This window comes from Commensalibacter sp. B14384M2, from assembly GCF_016101865.1.
Lineage (GTDB): Bacteria > Pseudomonadota > Alphaproteobacteria > Acetobacterales > Acetobacteraceae > Commensalibacter > Commensalibacter melissae.
In genome coordinates, this window is record NZ_JACFPS010000001.1 from 658,077 (window position 1) to 683,513 (window position 25,437).

Consider the following 25,437-nt stretch of genomic DNA (forward strand, 5'->3'; position numbering starts at 1 on the left):
AAATTGGAAATGCGCCCTGCTGGATTCGAACCAGCGGCCCACAGCTTAGAAGGCTGTTGCTCTATCCAGCTGAGCTAAGGGCGCAAAAAATAATTTCAATGAGTCCAGTTCATTTTCCGATTGTTGTGAAAATTATCTTCATAATTTTTGACAACATAATGATGACTACCTGGTTCTTCCAAATCATAAGCAATTGAATTTTTTTCTGCATATTGAATTGCTTGATCTTTTGTAGGGAAACTGAGTTTTACTTCAGTTTGTGTCTCACTACATCCTACCCATCCAGTTAAGGAATCGTGTGATCGAGGGGAGGATTGTCCATAATCAAGAATCCATCTATGACTGCGAATTTTACCAGATTGTGTAGCCTTTTGAGGGCATTTATAAATTCGCGCCCGCGTCATGAAAACCTCTTTTGCTTATTAAAAAATACCCAAGGATTTTAACCCAAGGTCTTTATTAATGGTCGGGGAGCCCGGATTCGAACCGGGGGCCTCTTGTACCCAAAACAAGCGCGCTAGCCAGGCTGCGCCACACCCCGAATGGCCTTATAGCTATCCTGTTCTGCGCTATAAGGCAAGTTATTTTTTTATAAAATATGCTTTTTTTTTATTTTTTTTGGGATTTGATAAGAGGGGGTGCAAAGGCGGGGGCCATATCCCATGGGAATAGGATCCACATATCCTGTTGAACTTCCATGATAAATTGGTCAGTATATTCCTTGCCGGCAGGTTTGGCATAAAGGCAGGCAAAATAAGCTTTTGGTAACAACTTACGAATAGCTTTGGCAGTAATTCCCGAATCAACAAGGTCATCAATAATTAGAAAACCATTACCATCTTCGGTAATGGAGGGATTTTTAATGATATTTAATTCACCTCTTTTTTCTTCATCATAAGTGACAACTGATATTGTATCAATCAAACGAAGTTCCAATTCACGTGCAATAATTCCCGCGGGAATTAACCCGCCACGTGTTATCGCGATAATTCCTCTGAAATTAAAATTGCTCAAGCGTTCAGATAATATACGGGCATCTTTGTGTAATTGATCCCAGGAAACGGTCATATATTTGGTAGCCATTAAAATAAAGAACCTCCATTTGGAATTGAGTAATCTGGCTGAATAGGAATGTAATAACTTTTGGAATCAGGCATACAAAGCACTATCGTGTCGAATGCAGTTGATCCCTGATGGTTGAAAGGTAAATTAATAATGGCACAAACATGTTTTTCCAAGAGGGATTCTGGCAAAAGAGTGGGTTAATTAAGTAAAAAAAGTATTTTTGGAACCAATGACTGAATCAGAATCAATTTTTAAAGGAAAACTTCCCTGCTTATTGCTAGGAGTTACCCTTTAGATTGAACCTGCCCTGAAGTTTGATTTATCACTCATAAAGAATCCATGGTAAAACGGTAAAGAATTTATAACGAAACGATCCAAACAAATATATCTTGTTTATTTTAATATGGGAAAATATTAATGTAGAATGAAACTGTATATTTTATGATTACAATATTTGTTACAGTTATTAAATATAGGCTTTTAAATATTGGAAATTCGTTTCAAGATTTCAGAAGTCAAGACGGATTATGTGAATATGGATAAGAAAAACCTAATTTCTTATTGTCTAGACAGTTTGGTTGTCATCTTAATTTTTTTAAGTGCATGTTCAACTTCTGATACACCTCCTCAAAATAGTATGAGGTTAACCTCAGACAGGGTCGCTCGTTTTTCGATGCAAAGCAGGGATTTCGATATAACTGATAGATCAGAGCTTATGCGTGCTGTAATGAATGTTGTCCAAGATCAGCATTATGTTATAAGAGAGGTGAATGCGGGGGTTGGCACCTTATATGCAGACCAGACATATGATATTGGTCAGCCTTTGAGTTTTTTTGGAATTCCGATCACTCATTTTCATCAAAAACCGTGGGCGGGTGGAAATTTGGCAATTCAGCTGGGACCGTTTGAACTGGCTGGTGGACAAAATAGTTTATATGTTGCCAAGAAAAACAGTTCTGTTTCTGTTGTGCTTTTGCCTTTGGAAAATAATAAAAAAGGATTTCAAATTCATGTTTCAATTGAAATGCGTGATTTTTACAATGACGGACATGTCGGTGAAATCTGGTTAGTCCGGGATCCAAAAATTTATCAGAATTTCTTTGATGCTTTGTCAAAAGCAATTTATTTACAGGCTCAATCCTAATGAAAATTTTTCATTTATTTTCTGTGGTCGTGGTTTTATTGTTGGCAGGATGTAATGGGAATTCCATACCAACAAGCCTGAGATTAACTGATTTACCGACAGGTCAGCTTCGTAATATGCAAATGCGGCAATTTGATCAGTCAGATATAAATAGGGTTAATCAAGCCGTAATTAAAACACTGGTCAGTCTGGATTTTCAAATTGTCAGGGTGGATGATCTAAGCCATCTGATTGAAGTCATACGTCTGGAAAACGGACATATTATGCAGGCAAATATAATGTTAATATCAATGGTGAACCATGGTACGACAGTTCGTATAGCTTTGCGCTACAATCAATATCCCGTAACGTCACCCCAAGTTTATCAGGAATTTTTTGATACGTTGTCACGTAATTTATCCTGATCTCTAATAAATGGCGTTGGCGTTCAAGAATGTGGCTTGAGATAACTGATTAAAAAAATTTTGATAGAATTCAGGGTTTTTGTCCAATGGCAAGTTATTCATACGAGCCATAGCCCTGACGATAATATGATCTTTATTGGGTTGTGTCGTAACGGTAATTTCAATTATGTCATCTGTAAAATGAGTTGCCGTGACAAAACCGATCTGATCATTTGATCTCACAATGATATATCCCATGTCTTGCAGCGTAGATGAAATGGCCTGGATCATTTTTTGCTGATCCGTAGTTTCAAATGATCGACTCTGAACAGCCCTTAGTGCAAGAGTCTGTTGCGGTTTTGCCAAAACAGTTTGAAGCGGATTTAATAAAACCATGATCCCAATGAAGATTTGGCCCCAAAGGGATATAGAAATATATATACGAGAAAATGTTTGCATTCCTAGAAATTGCTATATCTATAAGAATAATCTCTAACTTTTTGATTATGGTCAAATTTAACAATCAAGGTGAGTGTTCGTTGTGACGTGCTGGATGTATTGGCTTTGTTTCCCAACCCGAGGATAACAATGGTTGCCCATCCTCCCGAACTGGAATGTGTACGCATGGTTGAAATCCGATCATACACCCATACTTCCTGATGTTGATCATCGGAAGTTACAATATTGGGTGGCCCAAAAATTTCAACAACCGAGGCATTACTCATACCTTTATGAAGTTGGCTTTCAATGGTTCCAAGAGTCAGATGGGCATCTGTATTTTGAGCCGTCTGAGCATCTTGGGTCTGTTTTGATGCTGATTCACAACCAGCCATGAGTAAAACTGTGGTGGGAATAATCATATATTTGAGAAAGCGCATGATGTTTGTCCATAATTAAATAGAAAAGCCATTATTTACAGTAAGATTAAAATGGTTGATTTTGCAAGAATAGTGATCGGGATAGTGGTTCAAAAAAATTCTTTTGATAAAAAACAGGGTCTACTATATTTTCATATCCGGTTGAGGAAGCGCTGAAATTATTGTAAATTTGTCCATTGACTCTTACAGCAAATTTATTTTTATCAATGGAATATGTCATTACACTCAAAATTATATTGCTGTTTTGTTGTGCCGTTACCTCGGAACTGTCCAAATTGACTTTTACAATATTAAAACCTTGATCCTGCAGTGTTGTAATAATGGTTTTCAACAAAATATCTTGATTAGGTGCCTCGAATGTACGCGTTTCATTTACACGTTTTTGAGTGGCGGGAAGCACAGATTCATTATTGTTTGAACAAGCTGTCAGTGAGAAACATGACAACCCTAATATGCAAAGAAAAAATTTAAGTGTCATTTTCATCGAGATGTGTAATTTTGATGAAGGGATAGTGAATAGGAAAAGGCATCAAAAAACTGTTGATATGTTACAGGGGATCGAATGATTTCAGATTGTCTTGGAGGACCACCGTTTAAATTTGCACCTTCTTCACCATTATAAAGTGGATAGGCACTTAAGGATAGGCGTGCAATGATTGTATGAACAGAATCATTTTTTGAACTTAAAGTTAAAGTTGCCAAAATAACCTGATTTAAATCAGGGTGAGTCTGGTTGGCAGCGATAAGCCCCATGGCAGGTGAAGTTTCTGTAATAATAAATCCAAGATCCTGAAAGGTAGACAAAGCAATTTGATAGGCTTGAGAAGAAGATAAATTCGGGAATTCCCTTGTCTGTAAAGTCCGAATTTCCATTGTTGTCAAAGACTTGTCATTTTTTGCATGAGCAGATAAGGGGATTAATGCCAATGTAATTCCGATAATGATATTCAAATTCAAATAATTTTTGATAGTTAGCATTGGTGTATCCGATTTGGAAAATCATTCCGTTATTTTTTTACATTTGAAATTATTATAATATAATTTGGTAAAAAGGTTTATTTAAAAATCCTAATTTGATTTTTTCAATTATCTTAAATTATTTTTTGTTTTTTGTCTTTAAAAATGAATAGTTTTGGCAAGTTTTGCCTGATTTTATTTTATTGATAATTGCTTGTTATACGGGACTCAAAGCTTGGCTTTGTTATGCCATACTTGGCAAGAATATAACATTGGATTACTATCATTAAGTTTAAAAGATATTTCATAAAATTTGCGAGCAAATATGACATTATTTCTTCTTGACAAACAGAATCTAAAAAAATCAGAAATAATGACTATTAATGATCAAATTATATATGAAAAATACGATTTGATCATCAAAATTTTTTCTCAGTATTGTCCAGATATACAATTGGCTGAACCTGTTGTTACAGAAAATCAAAATAAAGATACGTTATTGATTTCCTGGTATGTGGATACCCTTGAAGAACCAAAAATAATAACTGGGCCGCAAAAGCAGCAAATTTATCAGAAAATGGCTATTTCATTTAAAAATTTGTTTAAAAATATATCCAGGGACAGTTCGAGCGGAAAAATTGTTGAAGCTGTTTTACATATTAGGGATTTTAGGGATATTCTTACAAGCAGGGATAAGATAATTATTAAGAATTGGGGAGGAAATTCTTTTCAGGACAATAAAAATTCAGGAATATATTTACCATCCTTGTTTGAATTTTCATCTGAGCCCAAACCTGCAAAAGACGTCATTTCACATTTCTCTGATGAAAAAAAGGTTAATGGACAAATAAAGTCATCTATTAAATCACAAGAAAATTCTACGGTAAATCCTAAAATATCATCACGTTTTCGGTTTTTGACAAATTTCAATAATCAATTTGTTTTATCTCGATTAATAGCGGCGATTTTGTTTTTTTTTATAGGTTTATTGTTGGGTTGGCGAATAATTTTTGCTGAACATCCAATCAAAATTAATGGAATTACAGTTCGGGAAGCTCATAATCTTGTTAAACAATATCCGCAAATAGAGAAATCCAATCATGATCTGGAAACAGAAATTAAGATTTTGAAGGATAGGTTAAAAAATCCACCTTGTAACATAAGGGAATCTCGTGCAGATCCATCATTAAATAAAAGTTTAGAACATCCATTTACACCAATGACTTCAACCGGAAAAATTTTTGAAGGTAGTTTACCGGAACTGCTTGAAAAAAGTACTGTTTTTATAATGGTGTTAAAGGACGATGATGTATCTGCCGCTTCGGGTACAGGATTTTTCGTCACATCCGACACAATCGTGACTAATCGACATGTGGTTGAAAATGCCAAGAACAATTCTGTAATGGTTACCAATAAATCCTTGGGACAGTTGAAACTTGCTCATGTTGTTTCTGTAAGTCAGACTATAGAAAATGGAGGACTGGACCTGGCAATTCTTAAGGTTGAAAATGCGCCACCGCAACAACCTCTGAGTTTTTCATTAGATGCACGACCCTTACAGGATGTTGTCGCTGCAGGTTATCCGGCAATCATGATAAGCCAGGATGATGCGATGCAAAGATTGATGAAGGGTGATCTACAAGCAATTCCTGGTGTTATATTGACCAAGGGACAGATTAACGGAATTCAGAATAATCACAATGGCGAAAAAATAATGCCTCATAGCGCAATGGTTTCCCCGGGTAATTCTGGAGGTCCACTGGTTGATCTTTGTGGAAGGGTAGTTGGAGTAAACACGTTTGTAACGATGGATCAGTATACATCCTCCCATGGAAATTATGCCCAAAAATCCGACATGATTGTTAGAGTTTTACAATCCTCAAATCTACCTATCCAGGTTCAATCGGGAGTCTGCCAGTCTGAACCGGTGGAAAAGCAAGACCAATCGGCTGACAAGCCCGCATTTAAATCTGACAAATCCGAGCAGGATAATAATCAATCATCTTCTGATCCTATTGAATCTAAAAAGGATAATTTAAAATGAAATTGCAATTTATTCCAGGAAGACCGATTATTACAACTAATTTCAATAAGGCAAAACCCCTTGGAATGAATGGTCAATTAATATTGGAAAACTGGCATATTCTGCATGATCTTTTGAAGAAGAATGTCGGTCCTGAATGTGCCGCTTTATTGCTTGAACCTCAATTGGATCGGGGAAGAGGAGAGGTTGATTGGTATTTGCCTGTCGACAGCCAAAATCTCCCTGTCAAACATTTATCAAAAGAGGAGAATTTAAAAGAGGCGTATGATTATATCGAAAAAGGGAAAAAATACGCTCAGTGTTTGATAAACTCTCCAGATTCATTGCAAAAGCAAAGAGGCAAGCTTCTTTTGGATGCATTACAATTTCCCAATGACGAATTCATAATCGCAACCCCTCATGGACCAGCCATATTGGAATGGGGACATGAATCAAATCAGCCTTATTCAAAAAAGGAAGTTTTGTCCGCCAAGGGAAAGGAGAGGAATATGAAAGTTATGACAATTCTTCCTCCTCCAGTTTCACCATTTAATAATCGCATTGAGAACAAAAATTTTTGGCCATGGATAACAAGTGGTCTCATTTTACTATTATTGATGATATTGCCATGGTGGAAAGGAATCATATCAATAAATTATTGTCGTTATTATTGGCTTTTACCTTTGGTGTTGTTTTTTTTGACATTGCTTGTTGTTGGCGTGATACTAAAAAAACAAAATGATCTTCATTCTTTGGTCAATAAGGAATGAACCTGATGGTTTTGGTATTAAGTCGACAAAAAATCAATCGGTTAAAACCTCTTTTTAATCGGCAACAGAATTTTTATCATCAGATATATAATGAAATATTAACCTATAGTGATGCGGATCACGCAAGAATTTTTGCTCAGCCAGAATTCAATAACGATATCGTTCGTTGGAATGCGGAGGGACAAACAAGTTTTTCATGGAAAGAACTTGATCAAAATCAGCAGCAAAAATTATTACAGGCAACACGTTCAATTTTGCTGGATATTGAGGAAATAACTCAACATTATCCTGGTCTCACGCTTTCAAGATTTTTCAATCAATGCCGTCAATTTCCTGGCTTGGATTTTTTGTATGCCGTTGATGGAAAACCTGTAATCACTGCATGGGGTTTTTCATGTGACCAGAAAACCTATGATCCATTGATGGGTGTTGAGAGAAAAAAGAGAAAACATTTGTTTTTTTGGAACAGATTTCCTTGGATTACAGCATTGAGTGCTTTTGCATTAGGTTTATTGACGTCAATATTTTGGACGGATGAAGATTTAAATGGAAAAAAATGTGAAATCATTTATCCTTCGGAAAATAAAGTCAGGCATGTAATGAATGACAAAAAACGTCAGGATCAATTGGCGGATGAACGAAATAAGTTGCTTGAACAGTGGAATATTTTACAAAATCAATGTCGAATTCCTTCGGTAAAACCCTTAGTACCTATTGATCCAACAAAAATTGACCCTTTACCACCACCTGAACAATTACCTGAAATACCATCCCTGAAAGATAATCCGAATTTACCTGATATAGAAACTTTGCAGAAAAAAAATGTTCCAAAACCTCCCGTAAATTCAACTGTTCCACCAAAAACAGATGTTAAATCCAATAACAAGGTTGATCTTCCAAAAGAATCCTGGAACAAGAAAGACACGACAATGTTAAAGGGATGTTGGCATTTGACAACACATCTAGAATTATATACGCACGGTTTATTTTTCAATTCTCATCAACCTGTAACAAACTGGTCCTTGTGTTTTAATCCGAACGCGGCGGGTCATCAGGTTTTAACAAGGCGAGATGGTGGGACATGTCAGGGACCTTTATATGCCGGGTTTCAGGGCGAACAGCTTGTACTGAATCAACCAGAGGACTGTCAGGGAGATTTTCATCTTATCAGTGGTAAAAATGTTTGTACAAGATTGAATGATCGCGAAGCAAGATGTACATATATAGACGAAAATGGTCATCAGTCCACAGGTATATTTAAACGATAATCAAGATGATGTTTCGTAATTATTTATTTTTAGTTTACAGTTTATTTTTATTTTGCTTGCAAGTGAAAGCTGCGGAACAAACATATCATCTGGATGGACATGAAGGAAATTGGACAGCGTTTCATTATTCACATATGAAACAGCAAATTAATTCATGTCATGTTCTTTCAAATGATCTGGTTCTTGGGTTTGAAAGGGATGCAAATAATGTTGGTTTGATTTTATGGGATTCAAAAGGTAAGCAAATTCCGGGTAGAAATAAAAATATAGCCTTGACAATTAATAAGGAACATTTTTTGTTCACGATGAAAGCGATGGATAAAAATATGTTGATGAATCGTTTGAATTTAAAGGATTTCAACTATTTGTTGCAAAAATTATCCTATGCAGATTTGGTTGTTGTTGAATATGGTCAACAACCCGTAAATATTGTTGATTTGCTTGGATTGCCATCCATGTTAAGTAAGTTTAATTATTGTATAAGCCAAGCTAAATTCGGATTTTCAGAATACGAAAACCATTTTCCCTAAAATATATATCTATTTAGTTTGGAAAATGGTTATTAAAGATAAGAAAAACAAAAAGTTTTTATTTTACTATTTTTACCCATTGATAGGGATCAATGACATTTCCGAATTGAATGTCAATCAAACTTTTACGAAGGTCTTGGGTAATTTTTCCTGATTTACCTTCATTTATGATATATTCGCCTTTTGAATTTTTTATTTTTCCAATAGGCGTAATGACAGCGGCAGTGCCACAGGCAAAGATTTCAGAGATTTTTTTTGATTGAATATCGTCAATCAATTGATGGATTGAATATTTTTCCTGTTTAACGGTCAGTCCCTTATCTTTTGCTAAGGTAATAAGAGAATCACGGGTTACCCCAGGTAGAATGGTTCCACTTAAGGGGGGGGTTAATAAAGTTCCATCTTTGAATACAAAAAAGATATTCATCCCTCCCATTTCCTCAATCCATTTATGCTCTACAGAATCAAGAAAAATAAGTTGGTCACACTGATTTTTCGTAGCTTCCTGTTGGGCGGCAAGGCTGGCGGCATAATTTCCACCACATTTAACCTCTCCAGTTCCACCGGGGGCCGCCCTTGTATAGAATTCAGAAACCCATACAGATACAGATTGCGCATCTTTGGAAAAATAGGAACCGGCTGGCGAGGCAATCAGCATAAACAGATATTCCGGGGAAGGTTTAACACCAAGATAAGGTTTGCTGGCAATCATGAAAGGACGGAGATATAGAGAACCTATCTCCTGGTCTGGGATCCAGTTCTTTTCCGCTTTAACAAATTCATTAATGGCTTGTAAATAAATTGATTCAGGAAGTTGGGCCATGGCAAGCCTTTTGGCCGAATTGGCAAAACGTTTGGCGTTGGCTTCGGGTCTGAATAAAAGAATACGACCATCATTTGCCTTATAGGCCTTCATGCCTTCAAATATTTCTTGTGCATAATGAAAAACGCAAACGGCAGGATCCAAACTAATTGGTCCGTAAGCCTTGATTTCCGCATCATACCATTTCTTTTCATCATTATAATGAATTATCAACATATGGTCTGTGAATTTTTGCCCAAAACCAGGTTTTTTTAAAATTGCCTCACGTTCCTTTTTTGACAGGCTGTTTGGATTTTGGGAGAATTTAATCGGAAATTGTTTTCCGGAATTCATTTTCTTATCTTTCTTTTATCTTTAGTTTTAAGTAATTTTGTTACAAAATATACAACAGCAAAATAGATTGTTATGCAAGTTGTTTTCAGTAAAATTTTAATATGGATCTATTATAAAATATAAATCAAAAACAATTCTTTGTTATAATAATGTAAATTATAACAAAACAGAATTCGCTTTGTTATAATCTCAATAACATTAATTATTCCATATGGTAGAAAGCAACAGGCATGGTTCAAAAAAGTCTTGACGATTTAAAAAACAAGTCATTGTTCAAACAGCAATGTTTCATTGATGGTCAATGGTTGAATGCAGACAATGGTCAAGTAATTCAGGTTGTCAATCCTGCAACTGATGAAATTATTGGAACTGTTCCGAAAATGGGTGGTAACGAAACAAAAAGGGCTATCAATGCCGCACAAACCGCCCAGATTGCGTGGCGAAAAAAAACCGCAAAAGAGCGATCTGTCATTTTGCGTCGTTGGTATGAATTAATGGAAGAAAACAAGGATGATCTTGCATTAATTCTCACACTTGAACAGGGGAAACCCTTGGCGGAGGCTAAGGGGGAAATTCAATATGGCGCGTCTTATCTGGAATGGTTTGCCGAAGAGGCAAAAAGGGTTTATGGCGATACCATTCCCGGACACATGGCAGACAAACGGATTTCGGTTATCAAACAACCAATTGGGGTTACGGCAGCAATTACCCCCTGGAATTTTCCCAACGCGATGATTACCCGCAAGGCTGGTCCAGCATTGGCAGTTGGATGTTCAATGGTACTTAAACCCGCAAGTATGACCCCTTACTCTGCCTTGGCCCTGGGTGTGCTTGCTGAAGAAGCTGGATTACCGCCAGGGGTTTTCAATATCATTACAGGATCCTCAGGGGAAATTGGTGGAGAGTTGACCTCAAATTCAATAGTTCGTAAACTAACCTTTACAGGATCAACAGAAATTGGTGCTCAATTAATACAGGAATCAGCCGGTACGGTAAAAAAATTATCAATGGAATTGGGGGGGAATGCACCCTTCATCGTTTTTGAAGATGCAGATATTGATGCGGCGGTGGAAGGGGCAATGATGTCCAAATATCGAAATGCGGGTCAAACTTGTGTCTGTGCAAATCGATTTTATGTTCATGATTCAGTTTATGATCAGTTTATTGAAAAATTTAAACATGCCGTTACCAAACTCAAGGTTGGCAATGGATTGAATAAAGATGTAACCATTGGTCCCTTGATTGATCGAAATGCCTTGAAAAAGGTGAAAGAACATATTGATGATGCTGTAAATAAAGGCGCAACTGTTGTCATGGGTGGTAAAGCTCTTGAAGGATGTTTTTTCGAGCCGACAATTTTATCGAATGTACCATTTAATGCACTGGTTTCGAAAGAGGAAACTTTTGGACCTTTGGCGCCTGTATATCGCTTTGAAACTGAAGAAGAGGTTATTCATCTGGCCAATGATACGGAATTTGGTTTGGCATCATATTTTTATGCCAATGATATTTCAAGAATAACACGTGTATCAGAAGCCTTGGAATACGGGATTGTGGGAATTAATACTGGTTTGATTTCAAATGAAATGGCACCTTTTGGTGGAATAAAGGCATCAGGTCTTGGAAGGGAAGGTTCCAAATATGGTATAGATGATTATCTTGAAATCAAATATTTATGCTTGGGTATTCACCTGTAAATTAGATTAGACAAGATTAAGGATTAACACGAATTCTAATCCTTAATTATAGTTTTCTATAAATTATTCCAGGGTTTTGTGCGCAAGTGCGATTGCTGCCTCTTTTGATGTGGCAACAGCTATGAACAATCCCTTGTGAACGAATTTCGCCCCTTGAATTCCTGTTTCTTTTTCTAGGTTTTCACCTTCTAGTCCTCCCCAGCTGGCAGGAAACAATCTACGTCGATCGTTTCCGTGCATACGGATCGGAACTGTCCCGACACGCCATTCATTTTCTGCAGGGTAAATTACCAGTTGTGTATTCCAACCATTGGCAAAAATCGGATATATATGTGGCATCCAGCGAGGCAACATCAAAATACGGTTATCGGGGCTGTTCTTGTATGCTTCTTCACAACAGCTGATGGCTCTGTTACGAGCAAATTCAATATTAAGTTGATAAATCAAAACAGTTTGAACGATTTTACTTGCCTCAAAAAAACGTTCCAGCTGGTTTGACGGGTCGTCGCAATCCCACGCAGGATTGAAAATATTTATGATTGATGAAAAATTTAATCCGTTTTCAGGTTGCATTTTTCCATTATCGATTGCATCTATGGGAATGACTAGCGCTTTTTCAATTACACTATGCGCAACACGATGTGATTTCTCATCCAGGTCAGGGGCTAGTTTTTTAATGACATCCAAGCCAAAAGCGGTCCATATAAGACCGGCAGAACTATAGGGAATGGTTCCTTCCATGTTTTTGGGTGTCTGTTTGATATCTCTTTCAGGAGCACCAATCTGGTGATGGTCAAAATAACGCTTGCCATCAAAAATTCCCCCAACATCAAAAACAATATCAGCTTTTTCAATGATTTCAGGGTTACGTGTTCTTTCTAGCCGAAAGGGTCTATTTTCTAAATCCAATGCAAGAAATAAGGTTGTAAAGGCGAAAACATCGTCAATATGAAAACGTCCGTTATGTGTGACGATTAAAAGTTCCTTTGAATAATCCATCAATCCTTCTGTAAGAGAATCAGAATGAATTGTAGGGGAGTTAGGCATGGGATCTCCTGATCAGTACAAATAAATTAATAACGAGAAAACATAATAAATAAAAACATCATTGGATGCGAGCGATTAATTAAGATTTCATACAGAATATTTTATATGAATTCTAATTATGAAAATATTCAGACTATAAATCTTAATTGATTTTACAAAAACGATATTGGATCGATATCCACGGTTATTTTTACGTTTTTTTTGGGTTTAATTGGATCCAACCATTGATGTAGGATCGGCTGTATGGCGATGGATTTATGTGTTCTTAACAATAAACGCTGTCGATAACGGTTACGAAGCAGAGATAGGGGAGCTGGGGCAGGTCCCAAAACGATGACCCCATCTCGGCTGGGTGCATTTAGACCGAGTTCTTGAGCTGTTTCCAAAGCATCCTGATTTGTATCCGCACTTACGATTATGGCGGCCAATCGACCGTAAGGAGGCCAAAATCCGGCTTTACGCTCATGCGCCTCTTCGATCATGAATTGATTGAAATCACCTTTGATTAACGTCTCCATTACGGGATGATCTGTTAAAAAACTTTGAATTATAACTGTACCGGGAAATCTGGCTCGACCGGCTCTACCCCCGACCTGATGCAATAACTGTAATGTTTTTTCAGCCGCACGTAAATCTGCGCCGGTTAATCCCAAATCGGCATCTATAACCCCAACAAGAGTAAGATCAGGGAAATGCCATCCCTTGGCAACAATTTGGGTGCCGATAATAAGGTTGACTTCTTTTTGCATAATTTGGCGAACGGCTTCGGCTGTCATTTTGGGGCTGTTTAAACAGTCACTGGACATGACAAGGATTTTTGCGTCAGGAAAGGTAATTCTTGCCTCTTCGGTAATGCGTTCAATTCCAGGACCAATGGGAACCAGACTATTCTTGGTATTGCAATGGGGACATTCCAGCGGAACGGGTATAGAATAATTGCAATGATGACATACCAGTTTTCTAGTGCTGCGATGCTCAACCAACCATGCTGAACAATGTGGACATTCAAGACGGTAACCACAAGCACGGCATAAAGTTAAAGGGGCGTAACCGCGCCTGTTCAAAAAAAACAAGACCTGTTCGTTTTTGTCAAGTTTTTCCTGTGTTGCCTTTACAAGAGGTGGTGACAGGAAATGTCCTTTTTCTGGTGGATGTATTTTCATGTCAACCAGTTTGGTTCGTGGCATGATAGCCCCACCATGTCGTTTGGTTAAGGTGAGATGAAAATATTTTCCCTGATGCGCATTTATCAGGGTTTCCATTGAAGGGGTGGCGGAAACCAAAATAATAGGACACGAGGATAGTTTAGCCCTGACAATGGCCATATCTCTGGCATTATAGATAACACCTTCCTCCTGTTTGAAGGAAGATTCGTGTTCCTCGTCCACAATTATCAATCCCAGATCATAAAAAGGGAGAAATAGGGCGGATCTCGCACCAACTAACACGAAAACTTCATTTTTTAATATAGCCATCCAGGTTTGTTTACGGTGTTTTAAACCTAGATCGGAATGCCATAGTGCAGGATTTACGCCAAAACGTTTGTAAAACCGGTTGGTCCATTGAGCTGACAAAGCGATTTCTGGCAATAAAACCAGAACTTGTTTATTCTGTTCGATGCAGGAAGCTATGGCTTGCATATAAACTTCTGTTTTTCCTGAACCGGTAATGCCTTGCAGTAAAGTAACAGAAAATTTTTTCTTATCGACTTGTTTCTTTAAAAAAGTTGTTGCTTTGGTTTGTTCTTCGGAAAGACTAGGTTGATGAAAATTGGGATCAGGTTTTGAAAATTGCGTAAAATTGGTAAGGGGTTGTTTGAAAATGCCTCCTGATTTTTCCAGTCCATAAATAACCGAGGGTTTTATATGTAAATTTTCTGTCAATTCCCTTGTTGTATAGGCTTGATCTGGAATATTCATGAAATCCAGAATTTTTTTTCTTTTTTCGGTAATTTTCAAGTTTGTTGGCAAAGGTGAAGTTTTTATCCATCCATATTCTTTTTTTAAGGGAACGGTGAGAGTTCTGATATTACGGATTGCCATTGCCAGAACGGAACCTGATTCTGTAAAATTGTAATTTGCCATCCAATCAATGAATTGCATTAAAACTCTCGGTAAGGGCTGAATGGGTAAAATGGAAATAATTTCTTTTAATTTTCTTTTTTCTTTTTTGGGGGTGGATAATAAAGACAAATTGCCTGATAGAACGTGATCTTGCCAGACAACCCCTATTTCCTTACGTTGATTGAGCGGTACAATAACTAGGGTACCGGGAATGATTTTTTCTATTTTTAGGTCGTGTGGAATTATATAATCAAAAGGTTCCTTGAATGGGTAAGGAAGAAGAACCGGGACTATTTTACGGTAAGATAGAGGCATATCAGATAAAATATCAGGATTCATTTGACAAACTCAATTGAAATTGAGGCAAAATCTTATTTTACGAGGATAGTATAGCATTGTTTGAGACTATATGTTCTGGATTTAAGATAAAATATATCTCTAGAATGAATTAAAACTATAATCATAAAATATTAGACATAAATTGGGATCTACATGATTAAAAATATTTTAACAATTGCTGGAACCGATCCAAGTGGAGGGGCGGGAATCCAGGCTGATATCAAAACTTTTTCCGCATTGGGAACTTATGCAATGTCAGTTATAACGGCGGTTGTTGCGCAAAATACCCAAGGGGTAAGATCTTTTCAGATTATGGATCCTAATATGGTTGCAGATCAGATCGATGCGATTTTTCAGGATATCCATGTTGACGCTGTCAAAATCGGAATGCTTGGCAATGAGCTTATTGTCAGGATTGTAGCCCAGAAACTGAGAGAATATAATGTTGCCAAGGTCGTTATTGATCCTGTCATGGTGGCAAAAAGCGGTGATCATTTGATCAATGATGCGGCAGTTAATGCATTGAAGGACGAACTATTTCCTCTTGCCACGCTTATTACCCCGAATATCCCGGAGGCATGTGTTTTATTGAATAGAAATGATCCAATAACAATGCTGGAAATGAAAGAGGAGGCACAGAAATTACTTTCATTTGGATCTCATTGGGTTTTGTTAAAAGGGGGACATCTCGAGGGATTTAACTGTTTAGATGTATTATGTAATAAGAATGAAATTTTCGATTATGAGGATGAAAGAGTGCTGACAAATAATAATCACGGTACAGGATGCACGTTGTCTTCTGCCATAACAGCCTTGATTCCCGTTATGGAAATTCCTGATGCGGTCAGAGAGGCCAAGACTTATCTAGGGCATGCACTTAAGGCTGGCAATCAGCTGCAAGTGGGTAAGGGACATGGGCCGGTCAATCATTTTTACAGAATATGGAATTTATAATAAATTATCATTTCAGTGACAGAATCGTGTTGAAAAGGATCCAATCATGCTGGCAGAAGATTATTTAAAGCATTTCTTGAAATGGATGAGGGACAGTCAAAGAGCCTCATCTAATAGTATTATTGCCTATCAACAAGATTTAACCCTTTTTTTACAATTTTTTGCAAATTATAGGGGTAAAGAAATAACCGGGCATGATCTTGCCGATCTTTCATATAAGGATGTCAGAGCATGGATGGCGGATGAAAATAACAAAGCCCTTAAAAGTCATTATCTTGGTCAGGGTCGACATACGCAAGATGCCGCAATCCGTACACGTAAAAGACGTTTATCCGCATTGCGGTCATTTTATCGCTTTTTGGCAAGGTTTTATTATATTGAGAATAATATTGCTTCATTAATAAAGATTCCAAAGGTCAATCAACCTTTACCTCATCCATTGACGGAAAAAGAGGCTTCAGAGTTGACTAGGAATATTGCGATTGTTGATCAGTCCCCAATGACTCAAAATCGTGACATCGCTTTATTTACATTGTTGTATGGTTGTGGTTTGCGGTTGTCTGAGGCTTTATCCTTAAATTGGGGGGATCTCAGAAATGCAGATCTGACCCGTGAGGGTGCAACCTTAAGGATAACCGGTAAAGGAAATAAGGAACGACTTGTGCCGATTTTGTCCTATGTGGCTGAGGCATTAATAAAATGGGAAAAACATTACCCTTTTATGATAAAATCTCAATCACCAGTTTTTGTCGGTGTTAAAGGCAAAAGGTTAAATCCATCGATTGCCCAAAAAAATATGCGTGAATACAGACGCATGATGGGATTGTCAGAATTGGCAACACCTCATGCTCTACGTCATTCATTTGCCACCCATATTTTACAAAACGGAGGAGATTTAAGAACAATACAGATGTTGTTAGGACATGCAAGCCTGTCTACAACGCAGCGTTATACATTGATGGATGAATCTCATTTACTGGAAGTATGGAATAAAGCCCATCCCAAAGCGAATATAAACAGAAAAATATGAAAAAACTCATTCTGACATTTTATTTTTTTACAGGCTTATGGTCTTTTGATTCAGCCAAAGCCGAAAGGAATTTATGCAGTTATGAAAAAATTGCGCAAATTCCTCTCAGAAATATAGGAGGATATATAATAGGGGATTTTCAAATTAATGGACAAATGGTTTCCCTGATTATTGACACAGGTTCAGAAGGAAGTCTTATTTCTTTGGATGGAGCTTCAAGGCTGCATTTACCTGTGGATCCAGGCCAAAAAACAGTAATACTGGGTTCAAAAGGGGGAAGTAAAACAGTACAAAATGTTTTTATCCGAAATATGCACATAGGAACGTACAATCTGGGCGCTTTATCTATACCAGTTGGTAATTTACCTCAATTTCCAAGAATTAAACCTGCCATTTCAGGATTGATCGGTGGAGATATATTATCAAATTTTGATGTTGAATTTTCATTAAAAACAGGAAAGCTGAATTTATGGGAGGTGAACAGCCATTCATTATTATGTATGGTACCACCTTTTTGGCAAGAAAAAGGTCATATTACTGATTTGGACAAAAAAGGTTTTCGTGTGTTTACAAAGGTAAGAATTGATCAGTTTCCCCTAGAAGCCCTAATTGACAGTGGTGCACGATCCCGAATAGTTGCCCTTCAAAAAGTAAAAGAAATGGGAATTCATGAAGATGAGCTGGCCACACGTCCGGGTGGACTGGCAAGCTCGATTGGTTCAAAAGAGGTTGTTTATCACTGGTATCAATTTAAGCGTTTCGAAATTGGTGGACAGGTTGAAATCAAACCTACATTGACCGTATCCCCATTGCATGATGAAGCAGATATGCTGATTGGTTCAGACTGGTTTGCACTAAATAAAATATGGATATCCTATAAACGGGAAAAATTGTATTTTATAAATAATAAAGAAGAATAATTATTTTCCTTTTGGCAAAAACCAAAAGATAAAAGAGCTGAAAAGTGTCGTTATACCCAACCAAAACCATGTAAAATGAAAATGCATTGCAGGAGCGGAATTGGGATGCAAAGATTGATCTACATTTAAAAGTATTGCAGAGACGGCAACACCAGAAGCCATGGAAAGTTGCATGACTGTGGATAATAGACCGCTTCCTGAAGGTTGTTTACTAAAAGATAGATCAATAACGGTAACTGTATTCATGGCTGTAAATTGAATGGAATTTATAAATCCAGTAATGAGCATTAGAACAATCAGTAATGTCCAGCTGGATGAACTTGTTACAGTTACATACGAAATATATGAAAAACTGAGCAATATAGTGTTGATAAACAGAAAACGTCGGTAACCGGTCTGTCTTATAATCTGATCGACGAAAGATTTTCCTACAAAAGAAGCAATGGCCAATGGTAACATTGCAAAACCACATTTTACGGGTGAAAGTCCCAATAGAATTTGTAACATCAATGGCAGCATGAATGGCACGGCGCCGCATCCGATACGTGCAACGATGTTACCGAAAATTCCAATTGTGAAGCTTCTTACTTTAAAAAGGTTGTGATGAAATAAGGGGTGTTTATGATTATAGGATTTTATCCAGTAAAATATCATTAAAAGGATACCCAGAATAAGAATCAGGGTTGGAATTTTAAATTGTTTTGTTTCACTAAATAGACTGAGTGCATAGGTAAGAAAGGCTATTGAAATGGCAAATATTCCGTACCCTGTATAATCCATTTTAATTGATTTATCCTTGATATCGGGAAAAATTCGTAAGGCAAATATAATTCCAAGAATACCGAAGGGTATATTGATTAAAAATATTAGAGACCAATGAAAATAAGAAGTGATCATCCCCCCAACAATGGGACCGATCAAGGGACCAGTCAAAGCGGGAAGGGTTACCATACTTAATGCTTTTACCAGTTCGTCTTTGGAAAAGGTCTGGATAATTGCCAATCGACCGATCGGCAGCATAAGTGCTCCTCCAGAACCCTGAATAATCCTTGCGATTAACAATTCATTCAAGTTATGGGAAAGTCCGCATAAAAGAGAACCAGATGTAAAAATTGCCAGTGAAAGACAAAAAATTATGCGACATCCATGTTTTTGGCATAGATATCCCGTAAGAGGAATAAATAGGGATCCAGCCACCATATAATAAATAATGATATTTTTTGTTTTGAATAAAGGTGTGTTAAAAAAATTGGATAAGTAGGGAATTATTGTATTGACGGCAGTTGAATCAAGTGCAGCCATGAAAAATGATATTGCTGCGACAATGGGCAAAAACCGTTTTTGATTGTTTTCAATCGGAATGTTCATGATTATTAATATACCTAGTAATTTAGGTACGGTATTTGATTTATATAGTCAAGATATGAAACTTAATAAATATAATGTTCAATCATACTCAGAATATTATTTATTTTTTAATTGGTTGAAATTTATATTTAAATAGATTTTCAAAATTATTTCACAAAAATTCGGTCGTTAAAACAATTCAATTATTTATTTTTTATTTTATAATAGCTGTTATAGTTTAATCTATCAATTTGTATCCTAATATTTCTCAGGGGATTGAGAATCATATGTCTCGTATCATCACTTTAATTCCTGACAGTGGAATACAGTTTTGGTCTATAAAAATTCCTGTTGCGCAATTAAAAAATGTTCATTGCTGGTTTTGGGAAGAGCGTAATGGTGAATATGATGATGGTACACCACGTTATATCTTGCATTCCCTTAGGGAGGATCCCGAAACAGGTGTGTTGAGGGATGTTCAATCCGGTCAGGTTCCACCTGAAAATCAGATTTATGAGGTTTCCTGGAAAGGGATGATGCAAATGTTTCTGCATCAATGGATACCCTTGCCTTTTTTTGCGCTCATATCGGGTGAAGAAACAGGTAATGAGCATTTTCGAAATGGACCGGCAAATTGGGTACGTGGATATCTTACACAGATAAGGGAGGATTTGTATCAATTTGATCTTGTCTTTGATACAAGTTTGCAAACACAGGATAATAATGAAATTTATAATGCACCCACTATAGAAGATAGCCAAAGACAGGACTGTTATAAATTCGTTTCTAATTTTACTGATGTGGCATGGTTTTTGAATGAAGGATGGGTTGGTGATTGGCTTTTGAAAATCAAACAGGAAAATGTTGTCAATAGTACTTTATATGAAGAACGATATTGTTGGCATTATGCCGTCTATCAGGCATTCCTACAGATTTTAACCTCCTTGCAAACCTTACCATCAGTGCATTTGCTGGATGGTGGTAAGGGAATAACATCACAAGTCCCGGTTGAGGTAGACCTAATTCTGGATTTGGGAAATTCAAGGAGCTGTGGAATTTTAGTTGAGGATCATCCGGGACAGGATGTTAATTTTTCAAATAGCTATCCTTTGATTCTTAGAGATCTTTCACGTCCCAATCTTAAATATGACAAACCATTTCCAAGCTGTATAGAATTTGCTCGTGCAAATTTTGGAAGTGATCTTCTCTCTCGTCGTTCCGGAAGGGTGTCTGCCTTTTATTGGCCAAGTCCGGTCAGGGTAGGTTATGAGGCGGCACATTTGGCAGGGACAAGAATTGGAAATGAAGGTATAACCGGTATTACATCTCCTAAAAGATATATATGGGACACGCGTTTATCTTTGCAAAGCTGGCGTTACAATAGCCGTTCCATGGGTATTTCGGGCAGAATAATCGATCCTCCAGTTACGGGGGCATTTATGGCAATGATTTCACCGGATGGTCGTGTTTTGACTGAGGAGGAACGTTTAATAGGGGAGAATATCACTACACAACCAAATTTTTCACGGAGTTCATTATTTACCTTTATGCTTGTGGAAATTTTGTTTCAAGCGAGATTACAGATGAACTCGCCTCAAAATCGTGAACAAAGACAAAATAAAACTTTAATGAGACATCTTCGGTCTGTAACATTGACATTACCTCCCGGTATGCCGGTAGCGGAACAGAAAATCTTACGTAATCGTGCGATTTCAGCCATTGATTTATATTGCGAAATGCTGGGTATATCTATAAATGAACGGCCAAAAATTCACACGCATCTTGATGAGGCAACAGCAACCCAAATCGTTTGGTTATATAACGAGATTACCGAACGTCTCGGTGGAAATTTGGATGAGTTCATGCAATTAAACGGTCATGTCGATAAAGATAGGGAAACTGATAACCGGATACCGAAAATTAGGATAGCAAGCTTGGATATTGGAGGTGGAACGACTGACTTGATGATAAGTTCCTATTCTGTGCCTGTGGGTGAGACAATTTGTCCACATCAGGAATTTAGGGAAAGCTTTAAAATAGCAGGGGATGATATTCTTGAACATATCATAACGCATATCATTTTACCCATAATGGAAAATTCCCTACGTAAAGCGGGCGTAATTGACACCCAGGCATTTTTTAGTTCCGCCATTGGACAGGACTGGGGAGGGCAATCAGAACAGGAGCGTCATTTAAGACAGCTTTTTGTCAATAATGTTTTGGAACCGGTTGCATTGGCAATATTGTCCCGTTATGAAAATGTAACTGATCGAACAATCGATATACTTGATGCATTCCATATTGGCGATGTTCTTGGTGAGGACAAGGAAAATATTGAGCGATCCCAAAATTACATTCAGACCCTTGCCAAAAAGGCAGGAGCAGAAAATTTTAAAATAACCGACTTGGAAATCATAGCCAAGGTGCAACAGGTTGAGGCCTCGATCACATATGTTATGGGTGATGTCATAGCGAAATTGTGCGAAGCAATTTGGACCTATGATTGTGATGTCTTGTTGATTTCAGGTAGACCTTCAAGATTACGCAGAATTGTTGATATGATTATGGCCGCCATGCCGGTTCCGGTTCACCGTATTATAGGTATGTACCATTATCGCGTTGGTGCATATTATCCTTTTCGTGATGCTCAGAACCGTATAAGTGATCCAAAAACCACCGTTGTAGTTGGTGCATCTTTATGTTTACAGGCGGAAGGGAAGTTACAGAATTTTGTATTACGATCACGTGATTTGCATATGTATTCCACTGTACGTTTTATTGGTCGTTTGGAAAAAAATGGTCAGTTGAGGAATAAAAATGTTTGGCTTTCAAATATAGATTTACCCGAAAGGAAGCCTCAAGAAGATGTAGGTTTCAAGATTGATGATTTTGAAAATACCACCAAGATTGGTTTTCGTCAGCTTGGAATTGAAAGATGGCCAGCGTCGCCATTATATGTTTTGGAAATAAATAATTTCAATGCTCTCAATAAAATTGCCCTGCCTTTGACGGTAACAATTAAGCGTCAGGATATCGATCAAGAAAAGGAAAATCTAAAAAATGATTATTCAGATCGCGAACAATTCAGGATTGTTGAAATAACAGATCGGAATGGCGAGCAATATCCCACCCGGCTTTTGGTCTTGAGATTGCAAACCATGATGAATTCCGAAGGTTATTGGCGTGATACAGGTCGCTTTACCTTAGCCTAGAGAAAGATTATTTAATATGCCAAACGATATTCAAGAAATGACCAGGCATCTGCAAAAAAGAACCGGGAATGTATTATGTTCTGCTGATATGGCTTTACACTGGTTTGAAGATAATCCAAAAGCCATTAGGGGAGATGGGGATGCAGTCAAATATACCCTTAGTCGATTTCGTCGGCAGGCCAGACAACTTGACAATGCAGCTTACCAGCCACCTGCCGTGGCGGTTTTTGGAGCGTCTCAGGCAGGTAAATCCTATCTTGTTTCAAGTTTGGCGACAAAACCAGGACAGGCATTGATAGCGTATTATCAAAAAGAGAATCTTAATTTCTTAACAGATATAAATCCACAAGGGGGTAATGAATCAACGGGGCTTGTATCTCGTTTTACGACGCGGAAAATTGACGTTATTGATGAAAATATGCCTGTTCCATTACGATTGTTGTCAGCGGTTGATGTCATAAAAATATTGACCAATACATCAATTGAGGATTTTAAGACAAAAGATGCCGAAATTGACGATCAGTCACTACAGAATTTGTTTCAGTCCATGAAACCTTTTATGCAAGACAAGATCATTAATTCAATTATAGATATTGATGATATAGAGGTTCTATATGAATATTTAAAAAAACAATATCCCGACCATCATAGATTTGAAAAATTAAGAGAAATTTACTGGCAGCAACTGAGGGAAACCGTTCCGTATATTCCAGCTCATGAATCGGCTGTCTTGTTTTCACCATTATGGAACAATCTGGGACAATTTACTAATTTAGGAAGAAATTTATTTACAGTTTTAGGAAATTTGGGAAAAACGGAAAATGTCTATTGCTCTACAGAAGCATTGAAGCCAAGAGAGAAAAGTATATTGAATGTTGAAACCCTATTCACGCTTGGAATGAATTCCCAGGATAAAATTACCGTTTTGACTTCAAAAGGGGAAAGACAATCAATTGATCGTTCAATTGTAACGGCATTGACGGCAGAATTAACCGTTCCAATAGGAAGTGATGCTCCATGGGCATTTCTCAAGGAAACGGATTTGCTTGATTTTCCTGGCGCAAGATCAAGAGAAATGATTTACGATCCACAAGCGTTTCTCCAGGCACCAGAAGCTTTGGGACGTTTATTTCTTCGGGGAAAGGTGGCCTATCTTTTTCAACGCTATGAAGCCGAACGTGAAATTTCGGCAATGTTATTGTGTATTGGTGATTCCATACAGAATGTTTCAACCCTGCCAGGTATGATTGATGGATGGGTAAAAAACAGTATTGGTGCGACGGAAGAAGAACGTAATAAACAAAGAGATAATTTGTTTGTTGTTTTAACAAAATTTGATCGGGAGTTTGAACAAAAAGCAGGAGAATCTCCTTCATCAAGCACAAGATGGACAGCCAGAATTAATGCAAGTCTAATTGACTTTTTTAAAACGTGCAGTTGGATTGAGAATTGGAGAGATAATCATCCTTTCAATAATCTTTACTGGTTACGCAGTCCCTCTATAAGTTTCCCAGCTGTTATGGATTATACGGTCGTTAACGGACATAAGGAAGAAGTTGGAATTGCTGAACGGGCAAAAAATTTAGTTGAAACGATGAAACAGGCTTATTTGAGTAATCCTGAAATCAAGCGTTATGTGGCTGATCCTGAAAAGGCATGGAATGCTGTTTTGCAGCCAAATGATGGAGGTATCACCTATCTTGCCGGTGCATTGGGAAAAGTATGTGACGCACGGTTAAAAGTTGAACAGATTAATGGACAGATCGAACATCTTGCTGTTAACCTGGCACGTTTTATTTCACCTTATTATCATAGTGGCAATACGGAAAAAGCTATCAAAAAGGCTTCATCGGAGGCTCAATCAATAGCTCTATCATTGATGCAATCCGTCAAATCACAAATGTTTGGATCTTTGTTACGGTCACTCCAGGTTAGGCGAGAGGATATGATGGAAGCATGGCATAGTATGGAAATGCAGCTTTCCAACCAGAGATTGTTGATCGGTCGAACAAGTGATGTAGACGATCTTTTTCAGGATATGTTTCCAGATGCTGATTTATCGGATCAAAAACAGGAAAAAGAAGTGGATACGGGACAGGCAAAAGATCGTCATGAACAATATGCCGATTTAGTATTGTCCAAATGGAATCATATTATGGATGATTTTTCTCGTAATGATCAGGTTGAACAGCATTTTTATATTTCAACAGAACAATTAACCGCATTAACGGCAGAGATATCCTTGCTTGCAAGACGGTTAAATCTCAGGGACAGGCTTGCTGAACAATTAAGACGCAATGCGGCGCTTTTCACCAGTGGTTCATTAAAGGGTGAAACACAGGTTTTGTTGGCAGAAATGGAAATTGGTAATTTTGTTTATTATTTGGGTTATCATTCCGTACCATTATCTGAAAGACCCATGACAAGAGGATTAAAGGGTGAGCATCATGTGTTCGAACCAAGAGAGGCACCCAATGATATATTGATTTTACCTGAACATCCCGTTCCATATCACGAACGTTTTGTTCGAGATTGGATTTCAGCCATGGTACAGCGATTTGAAGAAAATGCTGGCGCGTCCAGTCTTGATGGAATTGATCCAGCTGCAAATGAAGCCTTGGGGCGTATCATAACCGTATTAAAAGGTTTATAAA

At 37.5% G+C, this 25,437-nt stretch carries 22 protein-coding genes and 2 tRNA genes; 12 read left to right on the plus strand and 12 right to left on the minus strand.

Going from position 1 to position 25,437, the window contains the following annotated elements; all coding sequences use genetic code 11:
• Nucleotides 1-10 precede the first annotated feature (10 nt).
• The 4 genes from H3R33_RS03100 to gpt all read right to left on the minus strand — a co-directional run bounded on the left by H3R33_RS03100 (nucleotide 11) and on the right by gpt (nucleotide 1,083).
• A tRNA-Arg gene (locus H3R33_RS03100) sits at nucleotides 11-84 on the minus strand.
• 11 nt (nucleotides 85-95) lie between these two features.
• A complete protein-coding gene (locus H3R33_RS03105; protein ID WP_122123665.1) occupies nucleotides 96-404 on the minus strand; it encodes an NADH dehydrogenase ubiquinone Fe-S protein 4 in 309 nt (102 codons plus the stop codon).
• Nucleotides 405-463: 59 nt separating this feature from the next.
• A tRNA-Pro gene (locus H3R33_RS03110) sits at nucleotides 464-541 on the minus strand.
• A 68-nt stretch (nucleotides 542-609) separates the two neighbouring features.
• The gene (gpt, locus tag H3R33_RS03115; protein ID WP_110438092.1) at nucleotides 610-1,083 is read right to left on the minus strand and encodes a xanthine phosphoribosyltransferase; all 474 of its coding nucleotides are present in this window, start codon (nucleotides 1,081-1,083) and stop codon (nucleotides 610-612) included.
• A 517-nt stretch (nucleotides 1,084-1,600) separates the two neighbouring features.
• On the opposite strand from gpt, the gene H3R33_RS03120 reads away from it, so the two are divergent.
• Nucleotides 1,601-2,209 (plus strand): hypothetical protein, encoded by a 609-nt coding sequence (locus H3R33_RS03120; protein ID WP_197037441.1) that lies wholly within the window; start codon nucleotides 1,601-1,603, stop codon nucleotides 2,207-2,209.
• Nucleotides 2,209-2,613: a hypothetical protein gene (locus tag H3R33_RS03125; RefSeq protein WP_110438090.1), complete on the plus strand. Its 405-nt coding sequence runs from the start codon at nucleotides 2,209-2,211 to the stop codon at nucleotides 2,611-2,613. Before H3R33_RS03120 ends, H3R33_RS03125 begins: the two co-directional genes overlap by 1 nt.
• 3 nt (nucleotides 2,614-2,616) lie before the next feature.
• On the opposite strand, the gene H3R33_RS03130 is transcribed toward H3R33_RS03125, so the two are convergent.
• From H3R33_RS03130 to H3R33_RS03145, 4 genes are all read right to left on the minus strand, one after another.
• Nucleotides 2,617-2,988: a DUF1499 domain-containing protein gene (locus H3R33_RS03130; RefSeq protein ID WP_146206640.1), complete on the minus strand. Its 372-nt coding sequence runs from the start codon at nucleotides 2,986-2,988 to the stop codon at nucleotides 2,617-2,619.
• 65 nt (nucleotides 2,989-3,053) lie between these two features.
• The gene (locus H3R33_RS03135; protein ID WP_110438088.1) at nucleotides 3,054-3,470 is read right to left on the minus strand and encodes an outer membrane protein assembly factor BamE; all 417 of its coding nucleotides are present in this window, start codon (nucleotides 3,468-3,470) and stop codon (nucleotides 3,054-3,056) included.
• 46 nt (nucleotides 3,471-3,516) lie between these two features.
• A complete protein-coding gene (locus H3R33_RS03140; protein ID WP_198185272.1) occupies nucleotides 3,517-3,948 on the minus strand; it encodes a hypothetical protein in 432 nt (143 codons plus the stop codon).
• 2 nt (nucleotides 3,949-3,950) lie between these two features.
• Nucleotides 3,951-4,448: a hypothetical protein gene (locus H3R33_RS03145; RefSeq protein ID WP_110438086.1), complete on the minus strand. Its 498-nt coding sequence runs from the start codon at nucleotides 4,446-4,448 to the stop codon at nucleotides 3,951-3,953.
• A 304-nt stretch (nucleotides 4,449-4,752) separates the two neighbouring features.
• On the opposite strand from H3R33_RS03145, the gene H3R33_RS03150 reads away from it, so the two are divergent.
• From H3R33_RS03150 to H3R33_RS03165, 4 genes are read left to right on the plus strand one after another with little or no spacing between them, the layout of a single operon-like run.
• On the plus strand, nucleotides 4,753-6,471 hold the full coding sequence (locus H3R33_RS03150; RefSeq protein ID WP_198185273.1) for a serine protease: 1,719 nt from the start codon (nucleotides 4,753-4,755) through the stop codon (nucleotides 6,469-6,471).
• Nucleotides 6,468-7,220: a hypothetical protein gene (locus H3R33_RS03155; RefSeq protein ID WP_198185274.1), complete on the plus strand. Its 753-nt coding sequence runs from the start codon at nucleotides 6,468-6,470 to the stop codon at nucleotides 7,218-7,220. The genes H3R33_RS03150 and H3R33_RS03155 overlap by 4 nt, the downstream gene beginning before the upstream one ends.
• Nucleotides 7,221-7,225: 5 nt before the next feature.
• Entirely contained in the window at nucleotides 7,226-8,488 is a 1,263-nt protein-coding gene (locus H3R33_RS03160) for a hypothetical protein (RefSeq protein WP_198185275.1), read from the plus strand.
• Nucleotides 8,489-8,493: 5 nt separating this feature from the next.
• Complete coding sequence (locus H3R33_RS03165; RefSeq protein ID WP_198185276.1) at nucleotides 8,494-9,018, plus strand: hypothetical protein; 525 nt, start codon at nucleotides 8,494-8,496, stop codon at nucleotides 9,016-9,018.
• A 58-nt stretch (nucleotides 9,019-9,076) separates the two neighbouring features.
• Here H3R33_RS03165 and H3R33_RS03170 read toward each other — a convergent pair whose 3' ends face one another.
• Nucleotides 9,077-10,174, minus strand: a complete 1,098-nt coding sequence (locus tag H3R33_RS03170; RefSeq protein ID WP_198185277.1) for a branched-chain amino acid aminotransferase — start codon at nucleotides 10,172-10,174, stop codon at nucleotides 9,077-9,079.
• A gap of 230 nt (nucleotides 10,175-10,404) precedes the next feature.
• On the opposite strand from H3R33_RS03170, the gene gabD reads away from it, so the two are divergent.
• Nucleotides 10,405-11,871 carry an NADP-dependent succinate-semialdehyde dehydrogenase gene (gene gabD, locus H3R33_RS03175; protein WP_198185278.1) on the plus strand — a complete coding sequence of 489 codons (1,467 nt, stop codon included), beginning with the start codon at nucleotides 10,405-10,407 and terminating at the stop codon, nucleotides 11,869-11,871.
• Nucleotides 11,872-11,934: 63 nt separating this feature from the next.
• Here gabD and H3R33_RS03180 read toward each other — a convergent pair whose 3' ends face one another.
• Nucleotides 11,935-12,918, minus strand: coding sequence for an MYG1 family protein (locus tag H3R33_RS03180; RefSeq protein WP_155565528.1), 984 nt, complete (start codon nucleotides 12,916-12,918; stop codon nucleotides 11,935-11,937).
• 152 nt (nucleotides 12,919-13,070) lie between these two features.
• Nucleotides 13,071-15,320, minus strand: a complete 2,250-nt coding sequence (locus H3R33_RS03185; RefSeq protein WP_232342196.1) for a primosomal protein N' — start codon at nucleotides 15,318-15,320, stop codon at nucleotides 13,071-13,073.
• Nucleotides 15,321-15,473: 153 nt separating this feature from the next.
• On the opposite strand from H3R33_RS03185, the gene thiD reads away from it, so the two are divergent.
• The 3 genes from thiD to H3R33_RS03200 are packed head-to-tail and all read left to right on the plus strand — an operon-like array spanning nucleotide 15,474 to nucleotide 18,224.
• The gene (gene thiD, locus H3R33_RS03190; protein WP_198185279.1) at nucleotides 15,474-16,274 is read left to right on the plus strand and encodes a bifunctional hydroxymethylpyrimidine kinase/phosphomethylpyrimidine kinase; all 801 of its coding nucleotides are present in this window, start codon (nucleotides 15,474-15,476) and stop codon (nucleotides 16,272-16,274) included.
• A gap of 46 nt (nucleotides 16,275-16,320) precedes the next feature.
• Nucleotides 16,321-17,304 (plus strand): tyrosine recombinase XerC, encoded by a 984-nt coding sequence (locus H3R33_RS03195; protein WP_155580470.1) that lies wholly within the window; start codon nucleotides 16,321-16,323, stop codon nucleotides 17,302-17,304.
• A complete protein-coding gene (locus H3R33_RS03200; RefSeq protein ID WP_198185280.1) occupies nucleotides 17,301-18,224 on the plus strand; it encodes a retroviral-like aspartic protease family protein in 924 nt (307 codons plus the stop codon). The genes H3R33_RS03195 and H3R33_RS03200 overlap by 4 nt, the downstream gene beginning before the upstream one ends.
• Here the strand turns inward: H3R33_RS03200 and H3R33_RS03205 are convergent, their stop codons facing one another.
• The gene (locus H3R33_RS03205; protein WP_198185281.1) at nucleotides 18,225-19,592 is read right to left on the minus strand and encodes an MFS transporter; all 1,368 of its coding nucleotides are present in this window, start codon (nucleotides 19,590-19,592) and stop codon (nucleotides 18,225-18,227) included.
• Between the two features lie 266 nt (nucleotides 19,593-19,858).
• Here H3R33_RS03205 and H3R33_RS03210 point away from each other — a divergent pair, with 266 nt between their 5' ends.
• Nucleotides 19,859-22,783 carry a virulence factor SrfB gene (locus H3R33_RS03210; protein ID WP_198185282.1) on the plus strand — a complete coding sequence of 975 codons (2,925 nt, stop codon included), beginning with the start codon at nucleotides 19,859-19,861 and terminating at the stop codon, nucleotides 22,781-22,783.
• 16 nt (nucleotides 22,784-22,799) lie between these two features.
• Entirely contained in the window at nucleotides 22,800-25,436 is a 2,637-nt protein-coding gene (locus H3R33_RS03215; RefSeq protein WP_198185283.1) for a virulence factor SrfC family protein, read from the plus strand.
• The last annotated feature ends 1 nt before the right edge of the window (nucleotide 25,437 follow it).